We start from the raw sequence: 22494 nt of genomic DNA, 5'->3' as shown, positions 1-22494 counted from the left end.
CCGGACACCCGCCCGTCACGGGGCCACGGCCGCTACAGGGCCGCAGTCGTCACGGGGGCCACGGCCGCACCCGCCCGCCGCGCAGGCCACGGCAGGGACCCGGCCGTTACCAGGCCGCGGACCCCGCCGCGGACCCCGCCGTGGCCCCCGCCGTGGCCTCCGCCGCGGCCGGGCCCGCGGCCCGGCCCGCCACCGTCCGTGCCACCGCGGTCAGCACCAGACCACCGCCCGCCAGCCACCGCCCCTCGTACACCGGATCCACCGGCACCGGCACCGGCGGACGCAGCACCGCCCGGAACGTCCCCGCGGGCGACAGCACCACCTCCGCGTCCCGGAACCCCAGCCAGATCCCCGTCGCCGGATACCACGCCTTGTACACCGCCTCCTTCGCGGAGAAGAAGATCCGCTCCCACGGCACCGAGCCGTCCGCCGCGGCCAGGGACGCCAGAGCGGCCCGCTCACCCGCCGAGGCGATCAGCCCCAGCACCCCCCGCGGCAACGGCCCGGCCGGCTCCGCGTCGATGCCCAGCGCCGCCACCACCCCCGCCGGCGCCGCCACCGCCGCACGGTAGCCCTCGCAGTGCGTGATGCTGCCCACCACCCCCGACGGCCACTGCGGCGCACCCCCCGGCCCCGGAAGCAACGCCACCGGCTCCCGCCCCAGCCCCGCCAGCGCCCGCCGCGCACACGCCCGCGCCGTCGCGAACTGCGCCCGCCTGCGCTCCCGGCGGCCCTCCATCAACGCCGCCTCCGCCGTGAACAGCACAGCGGGCGCCTCGTCGTCGAATGCCTCCGACGACGCGACGCCCGGCGGGAGAAGCTCCTCGATCATCGCGCGGCGAGTTCGGCCACCGCACCCACCGCCAGCAGCGGACGCTCCAGCGGCAGCATGTGACCCGCCCCCGGCACCGTCTCCAGACGCGCCTGCGGCAACGCCTCGGCCATCACCCGCGCCAACGCGACATCGATCACCTTGTCGGCCTCACCGTGCAGCACCACCGCCGGCACCACGACCGACGCCAGCGCACCGCGCACGTCCCAGCCCCGCGTACAGCGGAAGAACTCCGCCCGCACCCGGGGCGCCGCCGCGGCGAACATCTGCCGGTTCACGTCCCGCACCACCGCATCCACCGCGGCACCCGTCGTCGACCCCAGCAGCCGGCGCCCCAGCCACGGCACCCGCAACGCCCGCGAGAACACCGCACTGCCCATCATCTTCACCTCCCCGTCCGGGGTGTCCTGCCCGTGCGCCGCCGTACCCAGCAGCACCAGACCCCGCAGCCGGCCCGCCGACGGCGACGTCGAGGCGTAGGACAACGCGGCGAACCCGCCGCCCGAATGCCCCACGACCACCGCCTCCCGCGCACCGGTCTCGCCCAGCACCGCCGCCAGGTCCGCACCCAGCCGCTCCACCGACACCGGAGCACGCCCCAGCGTGGACGCGCCGTGACCGCGCTGGTCGTAGAGCACCACCCGGTGCCCGGCCCGGATCAGCCGGTCCGCGACCGTCCCCCACGCCCGCCGCGAATGCGCCCAGCCGTGCACCAGGACCACGTCCCCGGCCGCCGCCGTGCCCGCCAGCGGAGCCAGCACGCTCACCGCCAGCTCCGCACCGTCGTCGGTCAGGACCCTCAGCTCGTGGGTGACCTCCCCGGCCGTCGTCACCGCCCCACCGCCGACAGCTGCCGGTTCAGCGACTCGAACGCCGCCAGAGTGCCCCGGGAGTGCTCCGCCCCCAGATCGGCCACCTTCGCCAGCACCTTCAGCCAGCCGTGCGGCCGCCCCGTGAAATGCATCGAGATCCGCGTACGTCCCCCCTCCAACGGCTCCAGCAGGAACGTCGACGGACCACGGAACACCCCGTCCACGTACTCGATGTCCAGCCGGCGGCCCGGCTCGACCGCCACCGTCCGCGAGGTGAAACGCAGCTTCAGACCGCCCTTGTCCACCCCCTTGGTGTGCACCGTCACCCCCACCCGGGCACCCACCGTGTCCGGCGCCCCGGACACGGCCGTGAAGGTGTTGTGCGGCACCCACCACTGGCCGGCACCGCGGAACTCCGCGACGAGCGCCTCCCACACGGCGTCCGCCGGAGCGTCGATCACCGCCTCGTCGATCAGGTCGTACGTGGTCATCGGGAAAACCCCTTTCGTCACTGGAAAAAAGGACAAGCGGCGGGGGAGGGGGACCGACCCCCACCCCCGCCGCCGGCACTTCACGACCGCCCACACCCCGCCGTCAGGCGAAGAAGCCCTGCCCGGGAGTGAAGAGGTTCTGGGGGTCGAACTTCTTCTTCGCGTTCACGAACCCGCTCCACCGGTTCCCGAAGTGCCTCTTCCAGTCCGCCGGCGACATCGGGATCGAACCCACCAGGTACCGCTTGGCACCCAGCTCCACCGCGATGTCGTACAGCCGCCGGTTCTGGTCGATCATCCCCTGGATGTTGGGCTCACCCGGGTTGGGGAAACGCAGCAGGTCGAAGAGGTAGACCACCGACTCGTTCGGCATCACCGCCAGCGGCCGCTTGATCTTCGAGGAGAAGAACGGGTAGAAGAGCAGGAACCCGCCACCGAGCGAACTCGCGTCCAGCTCCCGCTCCACCAGCTTCATGAACTGCTTGGTCTTCGACGCCGGAAGGAACATGCTCAGCCACGGCTTGGGCGTGTACCAGTGACCGCCCTCCTTCAGCACCGCCTCGTAGGCGTCCAGACGGAACATGTAGTCCCGGTAGGACACGTCCTCGATGACCGCGTCCGCCCGCACGTCCTGCAGACCGCACAGCAGCTTCTCCCGGTCCGGCGGCGTCGTGTTGTACGTCGCACCGACCTCCAGCTTGTACCGCCAGCCCGACCCGTCCGGCTTCTGCATCATCTCCCCGGCATGGACCTGGAACCGGCCCTCGGCCAGCACCTTCTCCGAGTCCGCCAGATACGCCTCGACCGTGGAGTAGAACAGGCTGAAGATCACCGAACGCTTCGGCGCCGGCACCAGCCGCACCTTCACCCGCACGATGATCCCGACCTGCCCGCCGCCCGACAGCGCCGCGTTGAACAGCTCCGGACGCACCTGCGCACTCGCCGTGACCAGCTTGCCGTCCCCGGTGACGATGTCGATCGACTGCACCGTGTCGCACAGCAGACCGTACTTCTGCACGGTCCCGCCGATACCACCGATGCTGATCGTCCCGCCCACCGAGATGTACAGGTAGTCCGGCAACGCCGGCGGCGTCTTGCCCGACTTCAGCGCCTCGTCCGTCAGCTGACCCCAGGTCACACCGGCCTCGACCACCGCGTGGTCGCCACCGATCGACAGGATCCTCGACATGCCCTTGGCATCGATGGAGATACCGCCCGGCACCCGCGCCTGCCCGTACACCGAGTGCGACTCGATGTCCTGGCCGGTACCGCCCTGCCCGTTCACCGCGACCTTGATGCCGTTGGCACGGGCGTAGTTGACGATCGTGACGATGTCCTCGACACCGCCCGGCCGCAGCACGGCCCACGGCTTGCTCGCAGCACCGTCGAAGAGATGCCCGAAGTCGTTGGCGAACGAATCCACCACGCCCGGGGTCGTCTCCAGCGTGCCGATCAGCCCCGGCACCGGCACGACGTTCGCGCTGCCGGCGGCCTCCGCGGCCGTCGCCCAGCTCTGGCTCACGGTGTTCCAGCCGACGACCGCGACGGCCGTGGCCGCCATCCCGCCCAGGACCCGGCGACGGGACGGCTCGGCGGCAGTGCCCGCCTCGGTTCTGTGGGTGTTGCTCATCTGACTGCGTCTCCTACTGGTGAGGTACCGGCTTGGTGCTGCGCACCTGGGAAGCGAGCTGGTACTCGCTCAGATCGAGGCGCTTGGTGCCCCGGCGGAAGCGCCAGGTGTACGTCGGGAACACCGAGGTGTTGCGGCCGTTGGCGTCCAGGTACCAGCTGCGGCAGCCGCCCGACAGCCAGACCGTGCCCTCCAGGTGCTTGTCGAGCCGGTCGTTGTAGGCGTCCTGCGCCTCACGCCGCACCTCGATGCTCGCCAGCCCCCGCTTCTCGGCCTGCCGCAGCGCGTCCACCACATAGCGGACCTGCGCCTCGATCATCACCGTCTGCGAGGAATGCCCCAGCGCGGTGTTCGGGCCCAGCAGCATGAACAGGTTCGGGAACCCGGCGACGGTCGTCCCGCGGTGCGCGGACATCCCGTCCTTCCACGCCTCCCGCAGCTGCACACCGCCACGGCCCCAGATCCGCCGCGCCACCGGACGGTCGGTGGCCTGGAAACCGGTGCCCAGGATGATGGTGTCGACCTCGCGCTCGACCCCGTCCGCACCCACGATCGACTTCGCCCGCACCTCGGCGATGCCCTCGCTGACGATCTCCACGTTCGGCTGCTGGATCGCCGGGTACCAGGTGTTGGAGAACAACAGCCGCTTGCACGCCACCAGGTAGTCGGGCGTCAGACGCGCCCGCAGCGCCTCGTCCGCGACCGACTTCTCCAGATGGTCACTGGCCATCTTCTGGACCTTCTCGGCCAGCTTGGGCCGCTTCCAGAAGAACGCCAGGATCTCCCGGCCCCACATGTTGAAGCCCCGCCGGAACTGCTGGTAACCCGGCAGCGACCGCAACAGCGACGTGTGCAGCGCACTGTTGACCTTGTCCGGCTTGGGACCCACCCACGGGGGAGTGCGCTGGTAGAGGTCCAGATGCCCGACCTCCGGCTGGATCGCGGGAACGAACTGGATCGCCGAGGCGCCCGTACCGATCACCGCGACCCGCCGGCCCGCCAGATCGTGATCGTGATCCCAGTTCGAGGAGTGGAACACCTTCCCCTCGAAGTCCGCCAGCCCCTTGACGTCCGGCACCGCCGCCTCACTGAGGTAGCCCGTACCCGTCACCAGGAACTGCGCGGTGTACTCACCCTGGGAGGTCTCGATCCTCCAGTGCCGCTCGCCCTCGTCCCAGCGCGCGGCCACCAGCTCGTGCCCGAACCGGATGTGCGGACGCACCCCGAAACGGTCCGCGGTGTCCCGCAGATACGCATACAGCTCGTCCCGCGAGGCGAACGTCGACTTCCAGTTCGGGTTCCGGGCGAAGGAGAACGAGTACAGGTGGGACATGACGTCGCACGCACAACCCGGATAGCTGTTGTCGCGCCAGGTGCCGCCGACCTCGTCGGCCCGCTCGAACACCAGGAAGTCGTCGATGCCCGACTGCAGCAGCCGCACGGCGGTCCCCAGCCCCGAGAACCCGGTGCCGATGACCGCGACCCGCAGATGCCGGGTCGGGCCCTGACCACCGGAACGCGCCTCGGCGCCCGTACGTGCCCCGCCGTCCTTGGCCGGCTCGAGAATGCTCGTCACGTCGGCCTCCCTAGCGGCGCGTGATGGTGACGCGGAAGTTGTTGAAGAACTTGTCCTCGAGCGTGTACGCGAAGATGTCCAGGTAGCGCTCGAAACGGGAGACGACCTCCTCGCCCTCCATCGCCACCGCCTCGTCCCGGCGCTCCGCCAGCAGCACCAGCCACGCCCGGCAGGCCATCGCGAACGACTCGCGCTCGTTGACGATCTCGTCGATCTCGAAGAGACCCTCCGCCGCCGCACTCAGCTCGCTCAGGTGCGGGATGTGGCAGCCCTCGAACTCCGAACGCTGCAGGAACTTCAGGTCGTCCAGCAGCCCCCGGTTCATCGGCAGCGCCTCGGCCGTCATCGTGTGCAGCACGAACTTCGCACCCGGGTTCAGCGCGCCCGCGACCTGCTGGAAGAAGTACCGGTAGCGCTTGGTGCGCTCCTTCGGCGGCAGGTTGGAGGACACGAAGTGCTCCAGCGCGTTGATGCAGAACGCCGCATCGTACTTCTCGCTGTCATCGGCGACCTTGTAGTCCGCCCAGCTCTGCACCAGCGTCGTGATCCGCGGGTTGTCCAGGCCGGCGATGAACGCCTCCTGGGTACGCGACAGGGTCAGACCCACCGCCTGCTCCGCACCGTGCACGGTGGTCAGACGGTTGAGCATCGTCCCCCACCCGCAGCCGATGTCCAGCACCCGCCGCGTCCGGCCGGCGGCCACACCCGCGAGCTCGGCGAACTTGTCGAGCTTGCGCTCCTGCGCCTCGTCCAGGGTGGCGACCAGATCCTCGCCGTCCTCCCAGTAACCGCCGGAGTACATCATCGTGGGGCCCAGCAGGAGCCGGTAGAAATCGTTGCTGACCTCGTAGTGGTGCCTGATCGCATCGACCTCGGGGTCCACCGACTTGGGCGCGACCGTTGTCATCCTGATCCTCATTTCCTGCGTGTCCGGCGGGCCGTCGTTTTCCGAATTCGCGATGAGGAAACCCGATCGCCCGCAAAGCCCGCGCAAGACGCCCCCCGGACACCCGCCCCGCCCGTGTTGCGCGTTCCTTGCGGCCCCGGGGATTTCATCACTCTCGAAAACCAGACACGCACTGCCGAGTTGCATTGCCGAGAGAGGACCGACCCCATGTCGCTGCCCACCATCGAAGAACTGGCGAGCCAGCTCGAGGCCGTCTCGGGTGCCGCGGAGGTCAGCCCCGACGCCCCGCTCCAGCACATCGCGGACGTCGACTCGCTGGACCTGATGGAGTGGCTGTACGGATTCCAGAACCAGTACCCGCACATTCCGGCCGACGAGTCCCTCTTCGCCGACCTCGACGACACCACCACGCTCCGCGACGTCTACGCGAAGATCGTGGACCTCGTCCCGGCCCAGGCGTAGCGGGGGGTGACGTGACCGGCTTCGACATCACCGGGTGGGGCATGTCCGTACCCGAACGCATCGTCACCAGCTCCGAACTCGCGGAACGCTTCGGCGTCGACGAGCACTGGGTCGTCAGCCGCTGCGGCATCCGCGAGCGGCGGGCGGTCGACCCGGGGCAGACCACCGCCTCCCTGGCCGTCGAGGCCGGCCGGCGCGCGCTCGACAAGGCGGGCCTGACCGGCGCGGACATCGCCCACCTCATCGTCGCGACCGCCACGCCCGAGCAGCCCTCCCCGGCGACGTCCGCGTTCGTCCACCACGAACTCGGCATCGCCGGCAGCGCGCACGACGTCAACTCCGAGTGCGCGGGCTTCGTCTACGGGCTCGTCTCCGCCATGGCGCTGATCGCCCTCGACCCGCGCCCGATCCTGCTCATCGGCTCCGACACCCACACCCTGACGGCCAACCCGGCCGACCGGGACCTGTCCATCCTCGTCGGGGACGGCGCCGGAGCCATCGTCATCCAGCCCGGCCCCGAGAACCGGGTCAAGGCCTGGAACCTGGGCGCCGACGGCTCCTGCACCGGCTCCCTGAAGGTCCTCGCCGGCGGCAGCCGCATGCCCACCACCCAGGAAACCCTGGACGCGGGCCTGCACTACGCACAGATCAACGGCAACGAGATCTACCTCAACGCCGTCCGCTACACCGTGCGCACCGTCCGCGAGACCCTCGAGAGCGCCAAGGTCGACGCCGCCGACATCGACCACGTCGTCCCGCACCAGGCCAACATCCGGATCATCAACTCGATCCTCTCGCACACCGGCCTGCGCCAGGAGGCACTGATCACCAACCTCCACAAGTACGGCAACACCGCCTCGGCGTCGATCCCGATCGCCCTGTGCGAAGCCCTCCAGGAGGGCCGCATCAAAACCGGCGACAAGGTCCTGCTCGCAGGCTTCGGCGCCGGAATGACCTGGGGTTCCATCCTGATGGAGTGGGGTGCTGCGGCATGAGCAAGAACGGTGCGGGCGTACGGCCCGACTCCCCGGTCGCCCTGGTCACCGGCGCCTCCGGCGGCCTCGGCCAGGCCCTGGCGCTGGAACTCGACGCGCTCGGCTGCCGGGTCGCGGTGCACTACAACAGCTCCCGCGAAGGCGCCGAAACCGTCCGGGACAAACTCACCAACCCCTCCGTCCTGGTCACCGGCGACGTCGGCTCGTGGGAGGCCACCCAGGCCATCCACGCGCAGATCACCGCCGAACTCGGACCCGTCGACGTCCTGGTCAACAACGGGGCCATCCGCAAGGACAGCCTCATGGCCATGCAGAACCCCGCCGACTGGGCACAGGTCATCCAGACCAACCTCATCGGCTCCTTCCACACCGCCCGCGCCAGCGTGCCCCACATGCTGCGCCGGAGGTGGGGCAGGGTGGTCAACGTCGTCTCGCCGTCCGGGATCATCGCCACCGCCGGCCAGACCGCCTACTCCGCGTCCAAGGCGGGCCTGATCGGCTTCACCCGCACCCTCGCCGCCGAATGCGGCCGGCGCGGCGTGACCGTCAACGCACTGTCCCCCGGATTCATGATCACCGGCATGACCAACACCCTGCCCGACCGGGTGATCGAGGGCATGGAGGACAAGGCGCCGATCCCGCGCTTCGTCACCGTCGAAGAGGTCGCCCGCAGCATCGGCCTCTTCCTCGACCAGGACTGCATGACCGGCCAGGTCCTCTCCATCGACAGCGGAGTCTCCATCACCTGAGCCCCACCGCACCCTCCCCGGCCCCGGCCCCCCACCCCCACGAGGGAGGCCGGGGCCGACCCGTACCCGCCCCGCACACCTGCCCGCCCCGCCCGCAGGCGCCCCTGACGGCCCGCCGGCCGCAAGCCTGCACAGGGCCGCGGTGGGGCAGGGCGCCCGGGCACACCGAGCCGCCGCCGCGCACCAGCGCGACGGCGGCTTCCCGCCTCCCGGACCGGGATCAGGCAGCGGGGGAGGAGCCCACCCGGTGCGTCACACACCCGTGCTCGGTCAGCGAACACGGCCGCGGCACCGGCACCCGGTGGTCCATCTCGAACACCCCCATCAGCACCGGATCCAGACACGTCACCGCACGCGACGCCGGCCGCGGCTCCGGAGTGCGCAGCAACTCCAGATACGCCGCCTCCGTCTCCGGCGCCGGATCGATTCCCAGCTCCTCCGCCAGCACCTCCCGCAACTGCTGGTAACTGCGCAGCGCCTCCGCCCGGTTGCCCGCCCTGGTGTGCGCGGCCATCCGGCACCGGTAAGCGCTCTCACGGAACGGAGCCCGGCGCACCGCCTCCTCCGCGTACCGCAGCGCATGGTGCTCGTCACCCAGCGCCGACGACGAAAGACTCGCCGTCTCCAGAGCCTTCAGACGCAGCTCCTCCAGCTGCTCGCGCACCGCGTCGACCCACTCGCCCTCGTGCGAGGGCAGGAACGAACCCCGCAGGTTCGACACCGCACCCGCCGCGAGCTGCTGCGCCACCGCGAAGGCACCCTCCGCGTACGCCTCCGCGGCCTCGCTCACCGCGGTCTCGGCGACCTCCACGTCCACCGCGGCGTCCTGCGGCACCCGCAGGATGTACCGGCCGCCCTGCGCGACCAGGGGAGTGACCCCCGGCCGGTCCTGAGGCGTCGTCACGAACGTACGCACCCGGCTCACCAGGCTCCGCAACGCCGACGCCCAGGTGTCCGGCAGGCCCTCGGGCCAGACGGTTTCGGCCAGCTGGTCACGGTCGGTACCGCCGGCCCGCTCCAGGAGCAGCCGGGCGAACGCGACCTGCGCCTGTGCGCTCGAGAGGTGTTGAGGCGGTGCTCCGTCCGGCTCGATCGTGACAAGACCTATGAGTCTGATCAGCACTATGCACTCTCCGAAACGGTCGGCTTCCGGCCGTGTCCCCCATAAGTTCGTGCGATTCGAAGGATACCGGCGGGACTTCTCGGCATGTCAACAGCAGCCGACGAACCGTCACCACCCCACAAAACCCCAGGTCGACGCATTCCCCTTCGCAATTCGAGGACGGCTCCGGCCACGCTCCAGCCCGCCTGTGGCCGCGCTCTTGCGCCGCTATTGCGCCCCCCGAGCCTTAATGGAATTCCACTAGAGCCCGGCCGGAGAAACGACGGGGCGCCGATGGAGTCTCCGTCTCCGCCGGACGATCGCGACGAGGAGAAACACGTGAACGCATCCGAAGCATGGGAGCGGCTCCAGCCGAAGCTGGCCTACTTCCGCGACCGCGTCCGGTCCCTGGAGTACGAGCCCAACCGCAAGAACAGCTTCGTGGCCTACACCGCCGAGCGGGACTCCGCCTACGCCGACCAGGACGGCCGCCGCCTGCTGATGATGTCCGGCTACTCCTACCTCGGCCTCGCCGGCGACGAGCGGGTCGTCTCCGCCGCCAAGGCCGCCGTCGACCGCTACGGCACCGGCAACCACGGGGTGCGCGCCCTGGCCGGCACCACCCCCCTGCACGAGGAGCTGGAGGCCGAGGTCGCCAAGGTCGCCGGCCGCGAACGCGCCCTGGTCTTCGGCTCCGGCTACGCCGCCAACGTCGGCACCGTCGGCGCCATCGTCGGCCCCGGCGACACCGTCTTCATCGACAAGTACGACCACGCCAGCATCGTCGACGGCTGCAAGCTCTCCGGCGCCACCGTCACCCGCTTCCGCCACAACGACGTCGCCCACCTCGAGCGCCGCCTGGCCGCCGCCCCCGACACCGGCGTCCGCCTCGTCATCGTCGACAGCGTCTACTCCATGGACGGCGACATCGCCCCCCTGGTCGACCTGCGCAAGGTCTGCGACGCCCACAACGCCCTCCTCATGGTCGACGAGGCCCACGCCCTCGGCGTCATCGGCGCCACCGGCAAGGGCATCGAGGAGCACTTCCACCACGAGGTCAAGGTCGACATCAAGCTCGGCACCCTCTCCAAGGCCATCCCCTCCATGGGCGGCTGGGTCGCCGGATCCGCCGAACTCATCCACCACCTGCGCTACGCCGCCCGCCCCTTCCTCTTCTCCGCCGCCCTCGGTGGAGCACAGACCGGCGCCGCCCTGGAGTCCCTGCGCATCATGCAGCGCGAACCCCAGCGCGTGGACTTCATCCAGCGCGAGTCGGCCCGCTTCCGCGGCCTGCTCAACGACGCCGGCATCAGCACCGTCGACAGCGAGACCGCCGTGGTCCCCGTCATCGCCGGCTCCGACGAGTCCGCCTACGACCTGGCCACCACCTACCGCAAGAACGGTGCGATCGGACTGCCCGTGGTCACCCCGGCCGTCCCCAACGACCTGGCCCGGCTGCGGATCGCCATCACCGCCGCCCACACCGCCTCCGACATCACCTTCGCCGCCGAGGCCCTCATCGACTCCGCCCGCGAGTGCCGCATCATCTGACCCCCGCCCGGCACCCCGCACCCCCGGCACGCCGTACCACCCCCAGACCCCGCACCACCCAGTCCGCCCAAGGGAGCAGACATGCCTGGACCGTCCAGGGGCAGCTCGACCCAACCGCCCGTCGCCATCACCGGCATGGGCGTGGTCACCCCCGGCGGGTGCACCCCGGACGAGCTGTGGCACACGCTGCGGGCCGGCCGGTCCACCGCCGCCGCCCTCACCCACATCGACCTCAGCCGCCACCGGGTCCGCATCGGCTGCCGCGTCCGCGGCCTGGAGACCCTCACCGCACTCGTCCCGGCCAAGGACGCCCGCCGGATGGACCCCTTCGCCCACTACGGCACCGCCGCCGCCCTCGCCGCCCACGCCGACGCCGGATCACCCACCGCCGAACCCGGCCGCACCGCGATCGTCGTCGGCAACGCCGTCGGCGGACGCGCCACCAGCGACCTGGAGTCCGCCCACTTCACCGAAGGCGGCCCGGCCCGCGTCAACCCGCTCATGCCGCTGATGACCATGCCCAACGCCGCCGCCGCCCAGATCGCCATCCGGCTCGGCTGGAGCGGACCCGCCCTGACCGTCGCCAACACCTGCGCCAGCGGCGCCGACGCCATCGGCCACGCCCTGATGCTCCTGCAGACCGGCCGCGCCGACCTGGTCATCGCCGGCGGCACCGAACACACCCTCACCCCCGTCACCCTGGCCGGATTCGGCAACCTCAGCGCGGTCTCCTTCCGCAACGACGACCCCGAACACGCCTCACGCCCCTTCGACAAGGACCGCGACGGATTCGTCATGGGCGAAGGAGCCGGATTCGTCGTCCTGGAACGCCTCGAAGACGCCCGCGCCCGCGGCGCCACCACCTACGGCCTGGTCGCCGGATACGCCGCCACCGCCGACGCCCACCACCTCGCGATGCCGCTGCCCGACGGCGCCGGAGCCGCCGCCGCCATGGCCGGCGCCATCGCCGACGCCGGACTCACCCCCGCCGACATCGTCCACGTCAACGCGCACGGCACCTCCACCCCCTACAACGACCGCTCCGAAGCCGCCGCCCTCACCAAGGTCTTCGGCACCGCCCAACCCCCCGTCACCGCACCCAAGTCGGTCATCGGCCACCTCATCGGCGCCGCCGGAGCCGTCGAACTCGTCGCCACCGTGCAGGCCATGCGCCACTGCGAGGTCCCGCCCACCGCCAACCACGAACAGCAGGAGCCAGGAATGGACATCGACGTCGTCCACGGCACACCCCGCCCCGTACGCCCGGGACCCGCCCTCACCAACTCCTTCGGGTTCGGCGGCCACAACTCCTCCCTGGTGGTGACGCCGGTATGACCCTCCTGTCGCTGCCCAGCCCGGTCCGCACCCTGACCGTCACCGAACCCGAGATCACCGACTACCGAGGCGCCGCCCGCCCCGGCCTGCCCACCGCCCGCCCCGGCCAGGCGTCCCCCGTCCACACCTTCGTCCTCGCCCACACCGTCGCCGAACAGACCGTCGCCGCCCTGACCGCCGCCGAACCCGGACCCGTCTCCGTCGTCCACCTCGGCCAGGACATCCGCACCCTGCGCCCGGTCCGCCCCGGCGAACAGGTCACCGTCGCCCTCGAAGTCGCCGGCATCCGCAAGGAGCCCCGCGGCGCCCGCATCGCCCTGCACGTCCGCCTCACCGGCGAGGACGGCCCGGCACCCTTCGCCGAACTGGTCATCTCCGCCCTCCTGGTCGGCGCGAGCACCCTGGAACCCTTCGGCGACGTCACCGCCGCCCCGCCCGCCCCCGCCCCGCAGGGAGCCGGCACCCCCCAGAGCGCCGTACACCACCTGACCACCGACTGGATCAGCTCCTACGCCCACGCCTCCGGCGACCTCAACCCCATCCACCTCGACGAGGACGCCGCCCGCGCCGCCGGCTTCGACACCGTCATCGCCCACGGCATGAGCGTCGTCGCCCTCGCCGTGGAGGAGAGCGTCGACCGGTTCGCCGCCGGCGACTCCGCCCGCGTCCGCGGCCTGGGCTGCCGCTTCTCCGCCCCCGTGCCCCCCGGCGTCCCCCTCGAGATCGCCCTGCAGCCCGACACCACCGCCCGCGTCGTCCGCTTCACCGCCAAGACCCCCGCCGGCACCGCCGTGAAGTCCGGCTGGATCGAGCTCGCCGACCCCGCGCAGGCAGGCCCGCGATGAGCACACCCCACACCCCGGCCCCCACCGTCGAACTCGGCCTCCTGGGCGGATTCCTCACCCAGGTCCGCGACCGCCCCCACGCCACCGCCCTGCTCTTCAACGGCCAGGAGACCACCTACCGCGAGCTGTACGAGCAGGCCGGCCGCGAACGCGACCGCCTCGCCCGCCTCGACCTCGACCCCACGACCCCCGTCGGCGTCCTCGCCGACAAGTCCCCGGCCGCCGTCGCCCTCGTCCTGGCCTGCCTGCTGTCCCACCGGCCGCTGCTGCTGCCCTCACCCGCCCTCGCCGACACCCTCCTGGCCGACCTCTTCGCCCAGGCCGGCTGCACCCACGTCCTGGCCCCCGGCGGCCAGGCGGCCCGCGTCACCCCCAACCCCGACACCCCCGCCCGCCCCCTCCCGCCCGCCGAAGCGGCCCGCACGGCCCTGATGCTCACCACCTCCGGGTCCACCAGCCTCCCCAAGATCGTCCCCCTGGGCCTGGACGCCGTCGACCGCTTCACCCGCTGGGCCGCCGGCGCCTTCACCATCGGACCCGGCCGCACCGTCCTGAACTACGCACCCCTCAACTTCGACCTCTGCCTCCTGGACGTGTGGACCTCCCTCGCCCGCGGCGCCCGCGTCGTCCTCGTCGACCCCGCCCTCGCCGCCCACGGCCGCCACCTGCGCGACCTGGTCCTGCGCCACGACGTCGACGTCATCCAGGCCGTCCCCATGGCCTTCGGACTCCTCCAGGACGCCGCCGCCAAGACCGGCGACACCTTCCCCGGCGTCGACCACGTCATGTTCACCGGCGACGCCATCGCCGAACGCACCCTGACCGCCCTGCCCGGCCTCTTCCCCCACGCCCGCATCCACAACATCTACGGCTGCACCGAGACCAACGACAGCTTCGTCCACGAGGTCGACCCCACCCGGCCCGCCACCACCCCCGTCCCCATCGGGCACCCCCTGCCCGGCGTCCACGCCCTCCTCCTGGACCCCGACACCGGACAGGCCGTCCACGGACCCGGCAGCGGCGAACTGTACGTCTCCACCCCCTTCCAGACCCGCGGCTACCTCGACCGCACCCGCCACGCCGACAAGTTCACCCCCCACCCCCTCGGCCTCGACGACCGCCGCTGGTTCCGCACCGGCGACCTCGTCCACCGCGACGCCGCCGGCACCCTGCACCTGACCGGACGCACCGACTTCCAGGTCAAGGTCCGCGGAGTCGCCGTCAACACCGCCGAGATCGAACGCGTCCTCCAGGACCACCCCGACGTCCTCGAAGCAGGCGTCGCCGCCCAGCCCGACCCGATCGCCGGGAAGAAACTCCTCGCCGGCGTCCACCGGGCCCCCGGAACCACCCTCACCGCCCTGCAGCTGCGCACCCACTGCGCCCGCCACCTGCCCAGGGCCGCCGTACCCCACCAGCTCACCGTCACCGACGAGCCCCTGCCCAAGACGGCCACCGGAAAGGTCGACCGCAAGGCACTGCACACGCTCGTCACCCCGTCCACCACCACACACGCGCCGGCACCCGCCGCCGCACCTCTCGCCGAAGGAATCCCGTCATGAGCAACGTCGACACCATCAAGAACTTCGTCATCACCGAGTTCCTCCCCGGCACCGCCGCCTCCGAGCTCGCCGCCGACCACGACCTCCTCAACGACGGGGTCATCGACAGCCTGGGCGTCCTCAAGCTCATCGCCTGGGTCGAGGACCGCTTCGACCTCGCCATCGGCGACGCCGACCTCGACCCCAACAACTTCCGCAGCGTCGAGGCCATCGACGCCTTCATCACCACCTCCCGCCGCACCGCGGCCGCCTGACCACCCGACGCACGACGAGACGGAGACCGACCGTGCACGACGCACTCACCGGCCTGCTGGAGCAGCGAACCCCGGTCGGCCGCGACACCTGGCGGTCCTGGTGGGACCTGCTCGGCGACGGCACCCTCGACACAGCCGAGGTCCTCGCCCTGCTGGCCTCACTGACCAGCCGGCTGCCCGACCACCAGACCCTGCGCCACCTGCTGGACTCCCTCGCCGAACGCCGCCCCGCCACGGCGGCGACCGGCTGGGAGGGCACCGTGAACGTCGTCGGCACCGGCGGCGGCCCCAAGACCTTCAACATCTCCACCGCCGCGGCGTTCGTCGCCGCGGCGGCCGGGGTCAAGGTCGTCAAAACCGGCTCCCGCGCCTACACCAGCTCCCTCGGCTCCGTCGACCTGCTGGAACGGCTCGGTGTCCGTCTCACCTCCACCCACACCCAGACCGAGGACACCCTCGCCACCCACGGCATCGCCTTCGCCGGCCCCTACGTCTACCCCACCCAGCTCACCCGCATCGCCCGCACCGTGGCCCCGCACAGCATGAAACCCTTCGGCCGGTTCCTCAACGCACTCGGCCCCTTCCTCGCCGAACTCCCCGTCACCGCACAGGTCACCGGAGTCTCCGCCACCGCACCCCTCGACACCCTGCGCGAACTCGCCCGCAGCACCACCTCCCGCCGCATCTGGCTGACCACCAACGACACCGGCGCCGACGAACTGCTGCCCTTCGCCACCAACACCATCCACGGCCACGACAGCCTCACCCGCATCATCCGGCCCGGCGAACTCACCCCCGGCGACGGCTCCTTCGCCGACCTGCGGCCCGCCGACCCCGCCACCGCCGCCCCCCACTTCCTGTCCGTCCTGGCCGGCACCGCCGGCCGCATCGCCACCCGCACCGTCTGCCTGGGCGCCGCCGCCCTCGTCGTCGCCGCCGGCGCCCGCCGCGACTGGCCCTCCGCCGTCGCCGTCGCCGAGGAAGCCGTCCACTCCGGCGCCGCCCACGACCTCGCCCGCCGCCTCGCCGCCACCCCCGGCCGCCGCACCCTGGCGGTGACCGGTGCCTAGGACCACCACCCCACCCACCACCGCCACCGCACCCGCCAACGCCACCGCCACCGCACCCGGCGCTGCCACCGCACCCGCACCCGCCACCGCCACCGCACCCGGCGCTGCCACCGCCACCGCCACCGCACGGGGCACCGCACCCGGCACCGCCCACGACCCGGCCCCGCCGGCCGCCCCCCGGGCGGGGACCACCACGGCCCCGACCCCCACGACCGGCCCCGCCCCCTTCTTCCCCACCCGCCGCCCCGGCACCGCACCCGGACTCGCCCTCTTCCTCAATGCCGGCGACCCGCCCCTGCCCGCCCTGCGCGACCTGCTCCCCATGCTCGACGAAGAAGGCGTCGACTGCCTCGAACTGGCCGTCCCCTTCCCCGACTCCGTCACCGACGGCCCCGTCATCCGCCGCTCCGCCCGCCGCGCCCTGGACACCGGCCGCGCCGGCCTCGACGACGTCCTCACCCTCATCGCCGACGTACGCCCCCACCTGCGCCGGCTGCGCATCGCCCTCCTCGCCGACTGGAGCCACACCCTCAAACACCTCGACCCGGCCACCACCACCGCCCGGATCACCGCAGCCGGAGCCGACGGACTCCTCGTCCACGCCCTGCCCCCGCGCCTGCGCCCGGCCTACCGCGCATCCGCCCTCGCCGCCGGGCTGCCCCTCGTCACCACCTGCTACACCAACAGCCCGCCCGCCACCCGCGCCCAGGCCGCCGCCGAAGCCACCGCCTACCTCTACCTCGTCGCCCACTACGGACGCAGCGGAACCGCCCCCGCCACCGGCCACGCCGCACTGGCCGAAACGGTCACCGCCCTGCGGGCACACACCGACTCCCCGATCGCCGTCGGCTTCGGGGTCAGCACACGGCAGGACGTCGAAGCCGTCGGCACAGCCGGCGCCGACGCCGCGATCATCGGCTCCGCCGCGGTCGCCACCGTCGAACGGGCCCGCGAAAGCGGCACCGACGTCACCGAGGCCATGCGGACCTTCGTCCGCCAGGTCCTGCCCGCACAGCCGCACCACACCGCCTGACCGGCACGAAAGAGAGCTCCACCCCTCATCCGAAAACCCAGAACCACCCACACACCGGGAGAATCCCATGATCGTTCGCGACATCGAGTCCGTGAAGACCGTCGAGTGGGGCAACGGCCTCAGCCGCCGCTTCCTCCTCGCCGAGGACGGCCTGGGCTACTCGCTCACCGACACCACCGTCCTGGCCGGCACCAAGTCCCGCCTGGAATACGTCAACCACCTCGAGGCCTGCTACTGCATCGAGGGCTCCGGCGAGGTCATCGAACTCGACGGCACCTCCCACGAGATCGTCCCCGGCCGCATGTACGCACTCGACCAGCACGACGCCCACTACCTCGTCGCCAGCCCCCACGAGGACCTGCGCCTGGTCTGCGTCTTCTCACCCGCCCTGCGCGGCGACGAGGTCCACAGCCTCGACGCCCACTCCTCCTCCGCCTACTAGAGGCACCCGGCCACCACCGGCCCGCCCGCCCGCCACCGCATCCACAAAAGGGGTCCCTCGTGATCCGATGGAACGCCGACCAGGCCGAACTGCGCGAAGGCCTGGAACGATGGGGAGACGCACTCAGCGCAGACCACATCGAACTCGACGCCCAGGCCGCCTTCTCCCACGACAAGTGGAAACTCGTCCAGAAGACCGGAATCCTCGGCCTGCCCTTCGACGAGGACCACGGCGGCCTCGGCCAGTCCCTCCTGACCACCATGTACGTCCTGGAAGGACTCGGCGAGTACAACCGCGACGCCGGCCTCAGCTTCTGCATCACCACCTCCATCTGCTCCACCGGCATCCCCCTCCAGCAGTTCGGCACCATCGAACAGAAGGAGCGCTACCTGCCCCACATCTGCTCCGGAGAAGCCATCGGAGCCCACGCCATCACCGAGGCCGAAGGCGGCTCCGACGCCATGGCCATGACCACCAGAGCAGTCCGCGACGGCGACGACTTCGTCATCAACGGCAGCAAGGTCTTCGTCAGCAACGGCCCCATCGCCGACGTGATCGTCGTCTACGCCCGCACCCACCCCGACGGCGGCCCCCTGGGCACCACCGCCTTCCTGGTGGACAGCAACACCCCCGGACTCACCGCCGGAAAACCCCTCAAGAAGATGGGCCTGCGCACCTCACCGCTCAGCGAACTCTTCTTCGACGACGTACGCGTCCCCAAGAGCGCCGTCCTCGGCCGCGTCGGAGGCGGCTTCCTCGTCCTCGACCACGTCATGAAACGCGAAATCCTCTTCTCCTTCATCGTCAACGTCGGAGAGATGCAGCACCGGCTGGACCGATGCGTCGACTACGCCAAGACCCGCAAGTCCTTCGGGAAGGCGATCGGTTCGTACCAGACGATCGCCAACAAGATCGTCGACACCAAGATCCAGCTGGAGACCGCCCGCAAGTGGCTCTACGACACCGCTGAAAAGCTCCAGGCCGGCGAGAACATCACCACCGACCTCGCCATCTCCAAACTCGTCACCAGCGAGAGCAACCTCGCCACCAGCCTCACCGCCGTGCAGATCTTCGGCGGCCACGGCTACATGGCCGAACTCGGCCTGGAACAGGACGTCCGCAACGCCGTCGGAGGCACCATCTACTCCGGCACCAACGAAATCCAGTACAACCGCATCGCCTCCACCCTGGGACTGGGCAAGTGAGCACCACCCCCCGCCCGTCCCCGACGCTGCTCAAGGTCTGCGGGGCCACCACCACGCACGACATCGAAGCAGCAGCGGCCGCCGGGGCCGACTGCGTCGGCCTCTGGCACGGCGTCCCCGGCGGCCCCAGCGAACTGGACCAGGACGGGCTCGCCGCCCTCGCGGCGGCGGCCCGCTCCACCGGCCTCCTGCCGGTCCTGGTCACCTTCCTCGCCGACCCCCACCACCTCACCGACCTCGTCACCCGCACCGGCGTCGGCTGGGTCCAACTCCACGCCTACCAGCCACCCGCCGCCGTCCGCGCCCTGCGCGAGGCCCTCCCCGCCGACACCGGCATCGTCAAGGTCCTCCACGTCCAGCCCGACGGCCACTGCGTCGAACGCCCCCTCATCGGCGCCTACGACCGCGCCGGCACCGACCTGTTCCTCCTCGACACCGCCACCGGCGACGGCCGCATCGGCAGCACCGGCGCCGCCCTCGACCCCGACCGCATCACCCCCCTGCTGCCCCGCCTGACCCGCCCCTTCCTCCTCGCCGGAGGCCTCACCCCCACAGCCCGCCCCGCCTACCACGACATCGTGACCCACCCCGGATTCCGCGGCATCGACGTCGACACCGCAGCCCGCTCCCCGCACACCGGAGCCTTCGCCGTCCCGCAGATCGCCGCCCTGGCCCGAGCCTGGCGCACCACCGCCCCCACCACCGACCACCCCCAGCTGGAGCTCTCACGATGACCGCGAACCACCGGACCGGCTTCCCTTTTCTCGAGGCCCTCCAGGCCTCCCCGACCCCCGTGGTCATGGAAGTCAAACGACGCGACGCCCACGGCTACGACATGCTCGGCGGCCGCACCCCGGCCGCCATCGTCGGCGCCTACGAAAGAGCCGGCGCACCCTGCATCTCCGTCGTCACCGGCCGCTGGTTCGGCGGCTCACCCGCCCTCCTGCGCGACGTCGCCGCCCTGACCCCCCTGCCCCTCCTCCAGAAGGACTTCATCACCCGCAAGGACCAGGTCCGCACCGCCAAGGAACTCGGAGCCTCCGCCGTCCTGCTCACCGCGGCCCTGCTCCCCGCAACCAGCATGCGCACCCTGGTCACCGAATGCCTCCTGGCCGGCCTCACCCCCTTCGTCGAGATCACCCGCGAAGCCGAACTCGAAGCCGTCCACCACCCCCAGGAATGCGTCATCGCCGTCAACAACAAGGACATCAAGACCCGCGAACGCGACGCCGGCGACCTCGGACGCTCCCTGGACCTCCTGCCCGCCGTCCGCGCCGCAGGCGCAGCCTGCCCCGTCAGCGCCAGCGGCATCGACAGCCCCACCACCGCCGCCGGACTCCTCGACGCCGGATTCGGCGGCCTCCTCGTCGGCACCTCACTGCTGCGCACCGGCTCACCCGAGGCCTGGGTGGACACCATGGCCGGCGCACGGAAAGGGCTGGCCCTGCGATGACCACACCCACCCCGACCATCCGCCCCTACACCCTCAACGCCGCCGGCATCGAACTGTCCGCCCTGCTGGCCCTCCCCGACCACCGCACCACCCCCCGCTCCACCGTCCTGGCCATCCACGGCCGCGGCATGCGCGCCGCCTACTGGAACGCCTTCATCCCCCTGGCCACCGCCGCGGGCCACGCCGTCCTCGCCGTCGACCGCCCCGGCTACGGCCACTCCGCCCACCAGCTGCCCGACGGCCAGAGCCTGCCCGACCAGGCCGAAACCCTCCACGCCGCCCTGAAGGAACACGCCGCCCAGCACGACATCGGCGCCGGAGTCCTCCTCCTGGGCCACTCCGACGGAGGCAAGGTCGCCCTCCACACCGCCGCCACCGACGGCGCCACCCCCCTCCTGGGCCTGGACGCCTCCGGAGTCGGCCACACCTACGACCCCGAAGCCCTGCACTTCCCCTCCACCCTCGGCGCCGGAGCCACCCGCCTCAACTGGGGCCCCCTCCACCTCTACCCGCCAGGCACCTTCCGGGCCAGCCGCACCCTCCTGGCCCCCACCCCGCCCCGCGAATCCGCCGAAACCCTGCGCTGGCCCGCCCAGTACGAGGAACTCGCCCCCCGCGTCCGCATACCCGTCCGCCTCACCTTCGCCGAACACGAAGCCTGGTGGCACCTGGCACCCGCCACCCTCGACGCGATGACCGCCCGCCTGACCGCCGCACCCCGCGTCAGCGTCGACCACCTGCCCGCCTCCGGCCACAACATCAGCCTCGGCCACACCGCCCCCACCTACCACCACCGCGTCCTCGCCTTCCTCGAGGACTGCCTCACCCCCTGACCCGCACACCGAAAACGGCTCCGCGCCGGCGGCCAAGGCCACCGGCGCGGAGCCGCACACCCACCACGGTCAGAGCGCAACCACCCGGCTCACCAGCTGATCACGCACCCGCGCCGGCAACCCCGGCGCGAACCGCTGCAGATAGTGCTCCATGTGCGCGTCGTCACTCACCAGGAACGGCAGATCGAACACCAGCAGCTTGCGCACCGCCAGCAGCGGCAACGGCGCACGCAGCGGACGGAACGCCTCGTTGTACAGGCCCGGCTCCTCGCACACCGGATGGAACTGACCGATCATCAGCCCCTCCGCCACGAACTCGTCCTTCGCCTTGCGCTGCAGCTCGTCCAGCTCCACCGAGTCCGTCGGATCGAAGCCCGGCAGCACCAGCAGGATCGTCAACAGCTCCCGGTCCTCCACCGACAGCGGCTGCGACAGCACCGCGTGACGGGTCCGCAGCGAGTCCACCGCCGACGCCAGGTCCTCGCAGTCCGCCGACGGCAGCGCCAGATGGAACAGCTCCTTGCGCAGCGAAGGCTGCGTGTACGGGCACACCGGACCGCTGCGGCCCAGCTCCGGGTGACTGCTCACCAGGAACTCCCGGCTCCACGCCAGGATCTTCAGCAACGGGCCGAGAGCATGCGGCGGTGCCTCCCCGCGGGCTATCTCGCCGGCGGTCCACGACTGGATCAGATCGTCGCCCCTCATCGGGGGTCCCTCCACATGGGTCGCAGGACGGGCCCGTCACCGGGCAGGACCAGATCGGGGCCCAGGCGCTCGAAGCCGACCCGGCGGCTGGCGGCCTCACCACCGGGAGAGCTGGCCTCCACGTAGGTGCCCACCCCCTCGGCGTCCGCCCGCCGCAGCATCCGCTCCAGCAGGGCGGACATCAGCCCGCCCTTCTGACGGCCGGGACGCACCGCCCCGAAGGAGACGTAGTAGTGCGGCCGGCCGGCGGGGTGACCCTGCGCCTGCAGGGAGGCGATGGTGCGCATCGCCTCCGCGTACCCGCCCAGCGCGGCGGACAGGGCCCCGTCCAGGGCCTCCTCGTCCACCACGGCACCGGCCGGCAGGAACAGCAGCACCGCCTCGCCGTCACCCGCGGTCAGCACCCCCTCATGGGCGGCGGACAGCTCCACGAACACCCGGAAGAAGCCGGGCAGCAGCTCGGCCCGCCGCCGGTCGTCGGGGATCATCCAGCGCGTCAGGGCGTCCTGGTGGAAGCACGAGGCGAGGAGCTCGGACAGCGGGCCCACAGCCGAGGGACCCAGCCGGCTCGGGGAAGAAGGTGCGGACAAGACAGACCTCCGGTCGGAAAGCGAAGAGAAGGAAGACGGGGGAGAGACAAGGGAGCGGGG

General features: G+C 71.6%; 24 protein-coding genes. 15 read left to right on the top strand and 9 right to left on the bottom strand.

The window, feature by feature from the left end; all coding sequences use genetic code 11:
• Positions 1 to 106: 106 nt before the first annotated feature.
• The 6 genes from ACPU2J_RS35965 to ACPU2J_RS35940 all read right to left on the bottom strand — a co-directional run bounded on the left by ACPU2J_RS35965 (position 107) and on the right by ACPU2J_RS35940 (position 6248).
• Entirely contained in the window at positions 107 to 832 is a 726-nt protein-coding gene (locus tag ACPU2J_RS35965; RefSeq protein ID WP_423834891.1) for a 4'-phosphopantetheinyl transferase family protein, read from the bottom strand.
• A complete protein-coding gene (locus ACPU2J_RS35960; protein ID WP_420078034.1) occupies positions 829 to 1665 on the bottom strand; it encodes an alpha/beta fold hydrolase in 837 nt (278 codons plus the stop codon). Before ACPU2J_RS35960 ends, ACPU2J_RS35965 begins: the two co-directional genes overlap by 4 nt.
• A complete protein-coding gene (locus tag ACPU2J_RS35955; protein ID WP_361601022.1) occupies positions 1662 to 2135 on the bottom strand; it encodes an SRPBCC family protein in 474 nt (157 codons plus the stop codon). Before ACPU2J_RS35955 ends, ACPU2J_RS35960 begins: the two co-directional genes overlap by 4 nt.
• Positions 2136 to 2238: 103 nt before the next feature.
• Positions 2239 to 3765, bottom strand: a complete 1527-nt coding sequence (locus ACPU2J_RS35950; RefSeq protein ID WP_420078033.1) for an FAD-binding protein — start codon at positions 3763 to 3765, stop codon at positions 2239 to 2241.
• Between the two features lie 13 nt (positions 3766 to 3778).
• Complete coding sequence (locus tag ACPU2J_RS35945) at positions 3779 to 5341, bottom strand: flavin-containing monooxygenase (RefSeq protein ID WP_361601028.1); 1563 nt, start codon at positions 5339 to 5341, stop codon at positions 3779 to 3781.
• A 10-nt stretch (positions 5342 to 5351) separates the two neighbouring features.
• Positions 5352 to 6248, bottom strand: a complete 897-nt coding sequence (locus ACPU2J_RS35940) for a class I SAM-dependent methyltransferase (protein ID WP_420078032.1) — start codon at positions 6246 to 6248, stop codon at positions 5352 to 5354.
• A gap of 207 nt (positions 6249 to 6455) precedes the next feature.
• On the opposite strand from ACPU2J_RS35940, the gene ACPU2J_RS35935 reads away from it, so the two are divergent.
• From ACPU2J_RS35935 to ACPU2J_RS35925, 3 genes are read left to right on the top strand one after another with little or no spacing between them, the layout of a single operon-like run.
• The gene (locus ACPU2J_RS35935; protein ID WP_030390264.1) at positions 6456 to 6710 is read left to right on the top strand and encodes a hypothetical protein; all 255 of its coding nucleotides are present in this window, start codon (positions 6456 to 6458) and stop codon (positions 6708 to 6710) included.
• An 11-nt stretch (positions 6711 to 6721) separates the two neighbouring features.
• The gene (locus ACPU2J_RS35930; RefSeq protein WP_361601034.1) at positions 6722 to 7705 is read left to right on the top strand and encodes a 3-oxoacyl-ACP synthase III family protein; all 984 of its coding nucleotides are present in this window, start codon (positions 6722 to 6724) and stop codon (positions 7703 to 7705) included.
• Entirely contained in the window at positions 7702 to 8454 is a 753-nt protein-coding gene (locus tag ACPU2J_RS35925; RefSeq protein WP_361601037.1) for an SDR family NAD(P)-dependent oxidoreductase, read from the top strand. The genes ACPU2J_RS35930 and ACPU2J_RS35925 overlap by 4 nt, the downstream gene beginning before the upstream one ends.
• A gap of 220 nt (positions 8455 to 8674) precedes the next feature.
• Here the strand turns inward: ACPU2J_RS35925 and ACPU2J_RS35920 are convergent, their stop codons facing one another.
• Positions 8675 to 9577: an AfsR/SARP family transcriptional regulator gene (locus ACPU2J_RS35920; protein ID WP_361601040.1), complete on the bottom strand. Its 903-nt coding sequence runs from the start codon at positions 9575 to 9577 to the stop codon at positions 8675 to 8677.
• 318 nt (positions 9578 to 9895) lie between these two features.
• Here ACPU2J_RS35920 and ACPU2J_RS35915 point away from each other — a divergent pair, with 318 nt between their 5' ends.
• The 12 genes from ACPU2J_RS35915 (at position 9896) to ACPU2J_RS35860 (ending at position 21139) form a co-directional block, all read left to right on the top strand.
• Entirely contained in the window at positions 9896 to 11107 is a 1212-nt protein-coding gene (locus tag ACPU2J_RS35915) for an aminotransferase class I/II-fold pyridoxal phosphate-dependent enzyme (RefSeq protein WP_361601043.1), read from the top strand.
• A gap of 81 nt (positions 11108 to 11188) precedes the next feature.
• Positions 11189 to 12442: a beta-ketoacyl-[acyl-carrier-protein] synthase family protein gene (locus ACPU2J_RS35910; protein ID WP_365082019.1), complete on the top strand. Its 1254-nt coding sequence runs from the start codon at positions 11189 to 11191 to the stop codon at positions 12440 to 12442.
• Positions 12439 to 13287: a MaoC/PaaZ C-terminal domain-containing protein gene (locus ACPU2J_RS35905; protein WP_361601049.1), complete on the top strand. Its 849-nt coding sequence runs from the start codon at positions 12439 to 12441 to the stop codon at positions 13285 to 13287. Before ACPU2J_RS35910 ends, ACPU2J_RS35905 begins: the two co-directional genes overlap by 4 nt.
• Entirely contained in the window at positions 13284 to 14849 is a 1566-nt protein-coding gene (locus ACPU2J_RS35900) for an AMP-binding protein (protein ID WP_420078031.1), read from the top strand. Before ACPU2J_RS35905 ends, ACPU2J_RS35900 begins: the two co-directional genes overlap by 4 nt.
• Entirely contained in the window at positions 14846 to 15103 is a 258-nt protein-coding gene (locus tag ACPU2J_RS35895) for an acyl carrier protein (protein ID WP_420078030.1), read from the top strand. The genes ACPU2J_RS35900 and ACPU2J_RS35895 overlap by 4 nt, the downstream gene beginning before the upstream one ends.
• Positions 15104 to 15135: 32 nt before the next feature.
• Positions 15136 to 16173 carry a hypothetical protein gene (locus ACPU2J_RS35890; RefSeq protein ID WP_423835112.1) on the top strand — a complete coding sequence of 346 codons (1038 nt, stop codon included), beginning with the start codon at positions 15136 to 15138 and terminating at the stop codon, positions 16171 to 16173.
• Positions 16166 to 17206, top strand: coding sequence for a tryptophan synthase subunit alpha (gene trpA / locus ACPU2J_RS35885; protein WP_423835111.1), 1041 nt, complete (start codon positions 16166 to 16168; stop codon positions 17204 to 17206). The genes ACPU2J_RS35890 and trpA overlap by 8 nt, the downstream gene beginning before the upstream one ends.
• Before the next feature lie 67 nt (positions 17207 to 17273).
• On the top strand, positions 17274 to 17648 hold the full coding sequence (locus tag ACPU2J_RS35880) for an ectoine synthase (protein ID WP_030390275.1): 375 nt from the start codon (positions 17274 to 17276) through the stop codon (positions 17646 to 17648).
• A gap of 59 nt (positions 17649 to 17707) precedes the next feature.
• Complete coding sequence (locus tag ACPU2J_RS35875) at positions 17708 to 18853, top strand: acyl-CoA dehydrogenase family protein (protein WP_361601064.1); 1146 nt, start codon at positions 17708 to 17710, stop codon at positions 18851 to 18853.
• Positions 18850 to 19587: an N-(5'-phosphoribosyl)anthranilate isomerase gene (locus ACPU2J_RS35870; RefSeq protein WP_420078027.1), complete on the top strand. Its 738-nt coding sequence runs from the start codon at positions 18850 to 18852 to the stop codon at positions 19585 to 19587. The genes ACPU2J_RS35875 and ACPU2J_RS35870 overlap by 4 nt, the downstream gene beginning before the upstream one ends.
• The gene (locus ACPU2J_RS35865; RefSeq protein ID WP_361601070.1) at positions 19584 to 20306 is read left to right on the top strand and encodes an indole-3-glycerol-phosphate synthase; all 723 of its coding nucleotides are present in this window, start codon (positions 19584 to 19586) and stop codon (positions 20304 to 20306) included. The genes ACPU2J_RS35870 and ACPU2J_RS35865 overlap by 4 nt, the downstream gene beginning before the upstream one ends.
• Positions 20303 to 21139 carry an alpha/beta hydrolase gene (locus tag ACPU2J_RS35860; protein ID WP_420078026.1) on the top strand — a complete coding sequence of 279 codons (837 nt, stop codon included), beginning with the start codon at positions 20303 to 20305 and terminating at the stop codon, positions 21137 to 21139. Before ACPU2J_RS35865 ends, ACPU2J_RS35860 begins: the two co-directional genes overlap by 4 nt.
• Before the next feature lie 69 nt (positions 21140 to 21208).
• On the opposite strand, the gene ACPU2J_RS35855 is transcribed toward ACPU2J_RS35860, so the two are convergent.
• Together ACPU2J_RS35855 and ACPU2J_RS35850 are read right to left on the bottom strand one after the other, a co-directional pair.
• The gene (locus tag ACPU2J_RS35855; RefSeq protein WP_423835110.1) at positions 21209 to 21844 is read right to left on the bottom strand and encodes a DUF6875 domain-containing protein; all 636 of its coding nucleotides are present in this window, start codon (positions 21842 to 21844) and stop codon (positions 21209 to 21211) included.
• The gene (locus tag ACPU2J_RS35850; RefSeq protein WP_399315372.1) at positions 21841 to 22434 is read right to left on the bottom strand and encodes a hypothetical protein; all 594 of its coding nucleotides are present in this window, start codon (positions 22432 to 22434) and stop codon (positions 21841 to 21843) included. The genes ACPU2J_RS35855 and ACPU2J_RS35850 overlap by 4 nt, the downstream gene beginning before the upstream one ends.
• Positions 22435 to 22494 lie beyond the last annotated feature (60 nt).

The sequence above is a fragment of the Streptomyces manipurensis genome (assembly GCF_049570255.1).
GTDB lineage: Bacteria > Actinomycetota > Actinomycetes > Streptomycetales > Streptomycetaceae > Streptomyces > Streptomyces manipurensis.
Note: the sequence above shows the minus strand (reverse complement) of the source record. Positions and strands in the feature narration are given on the sequence as shown.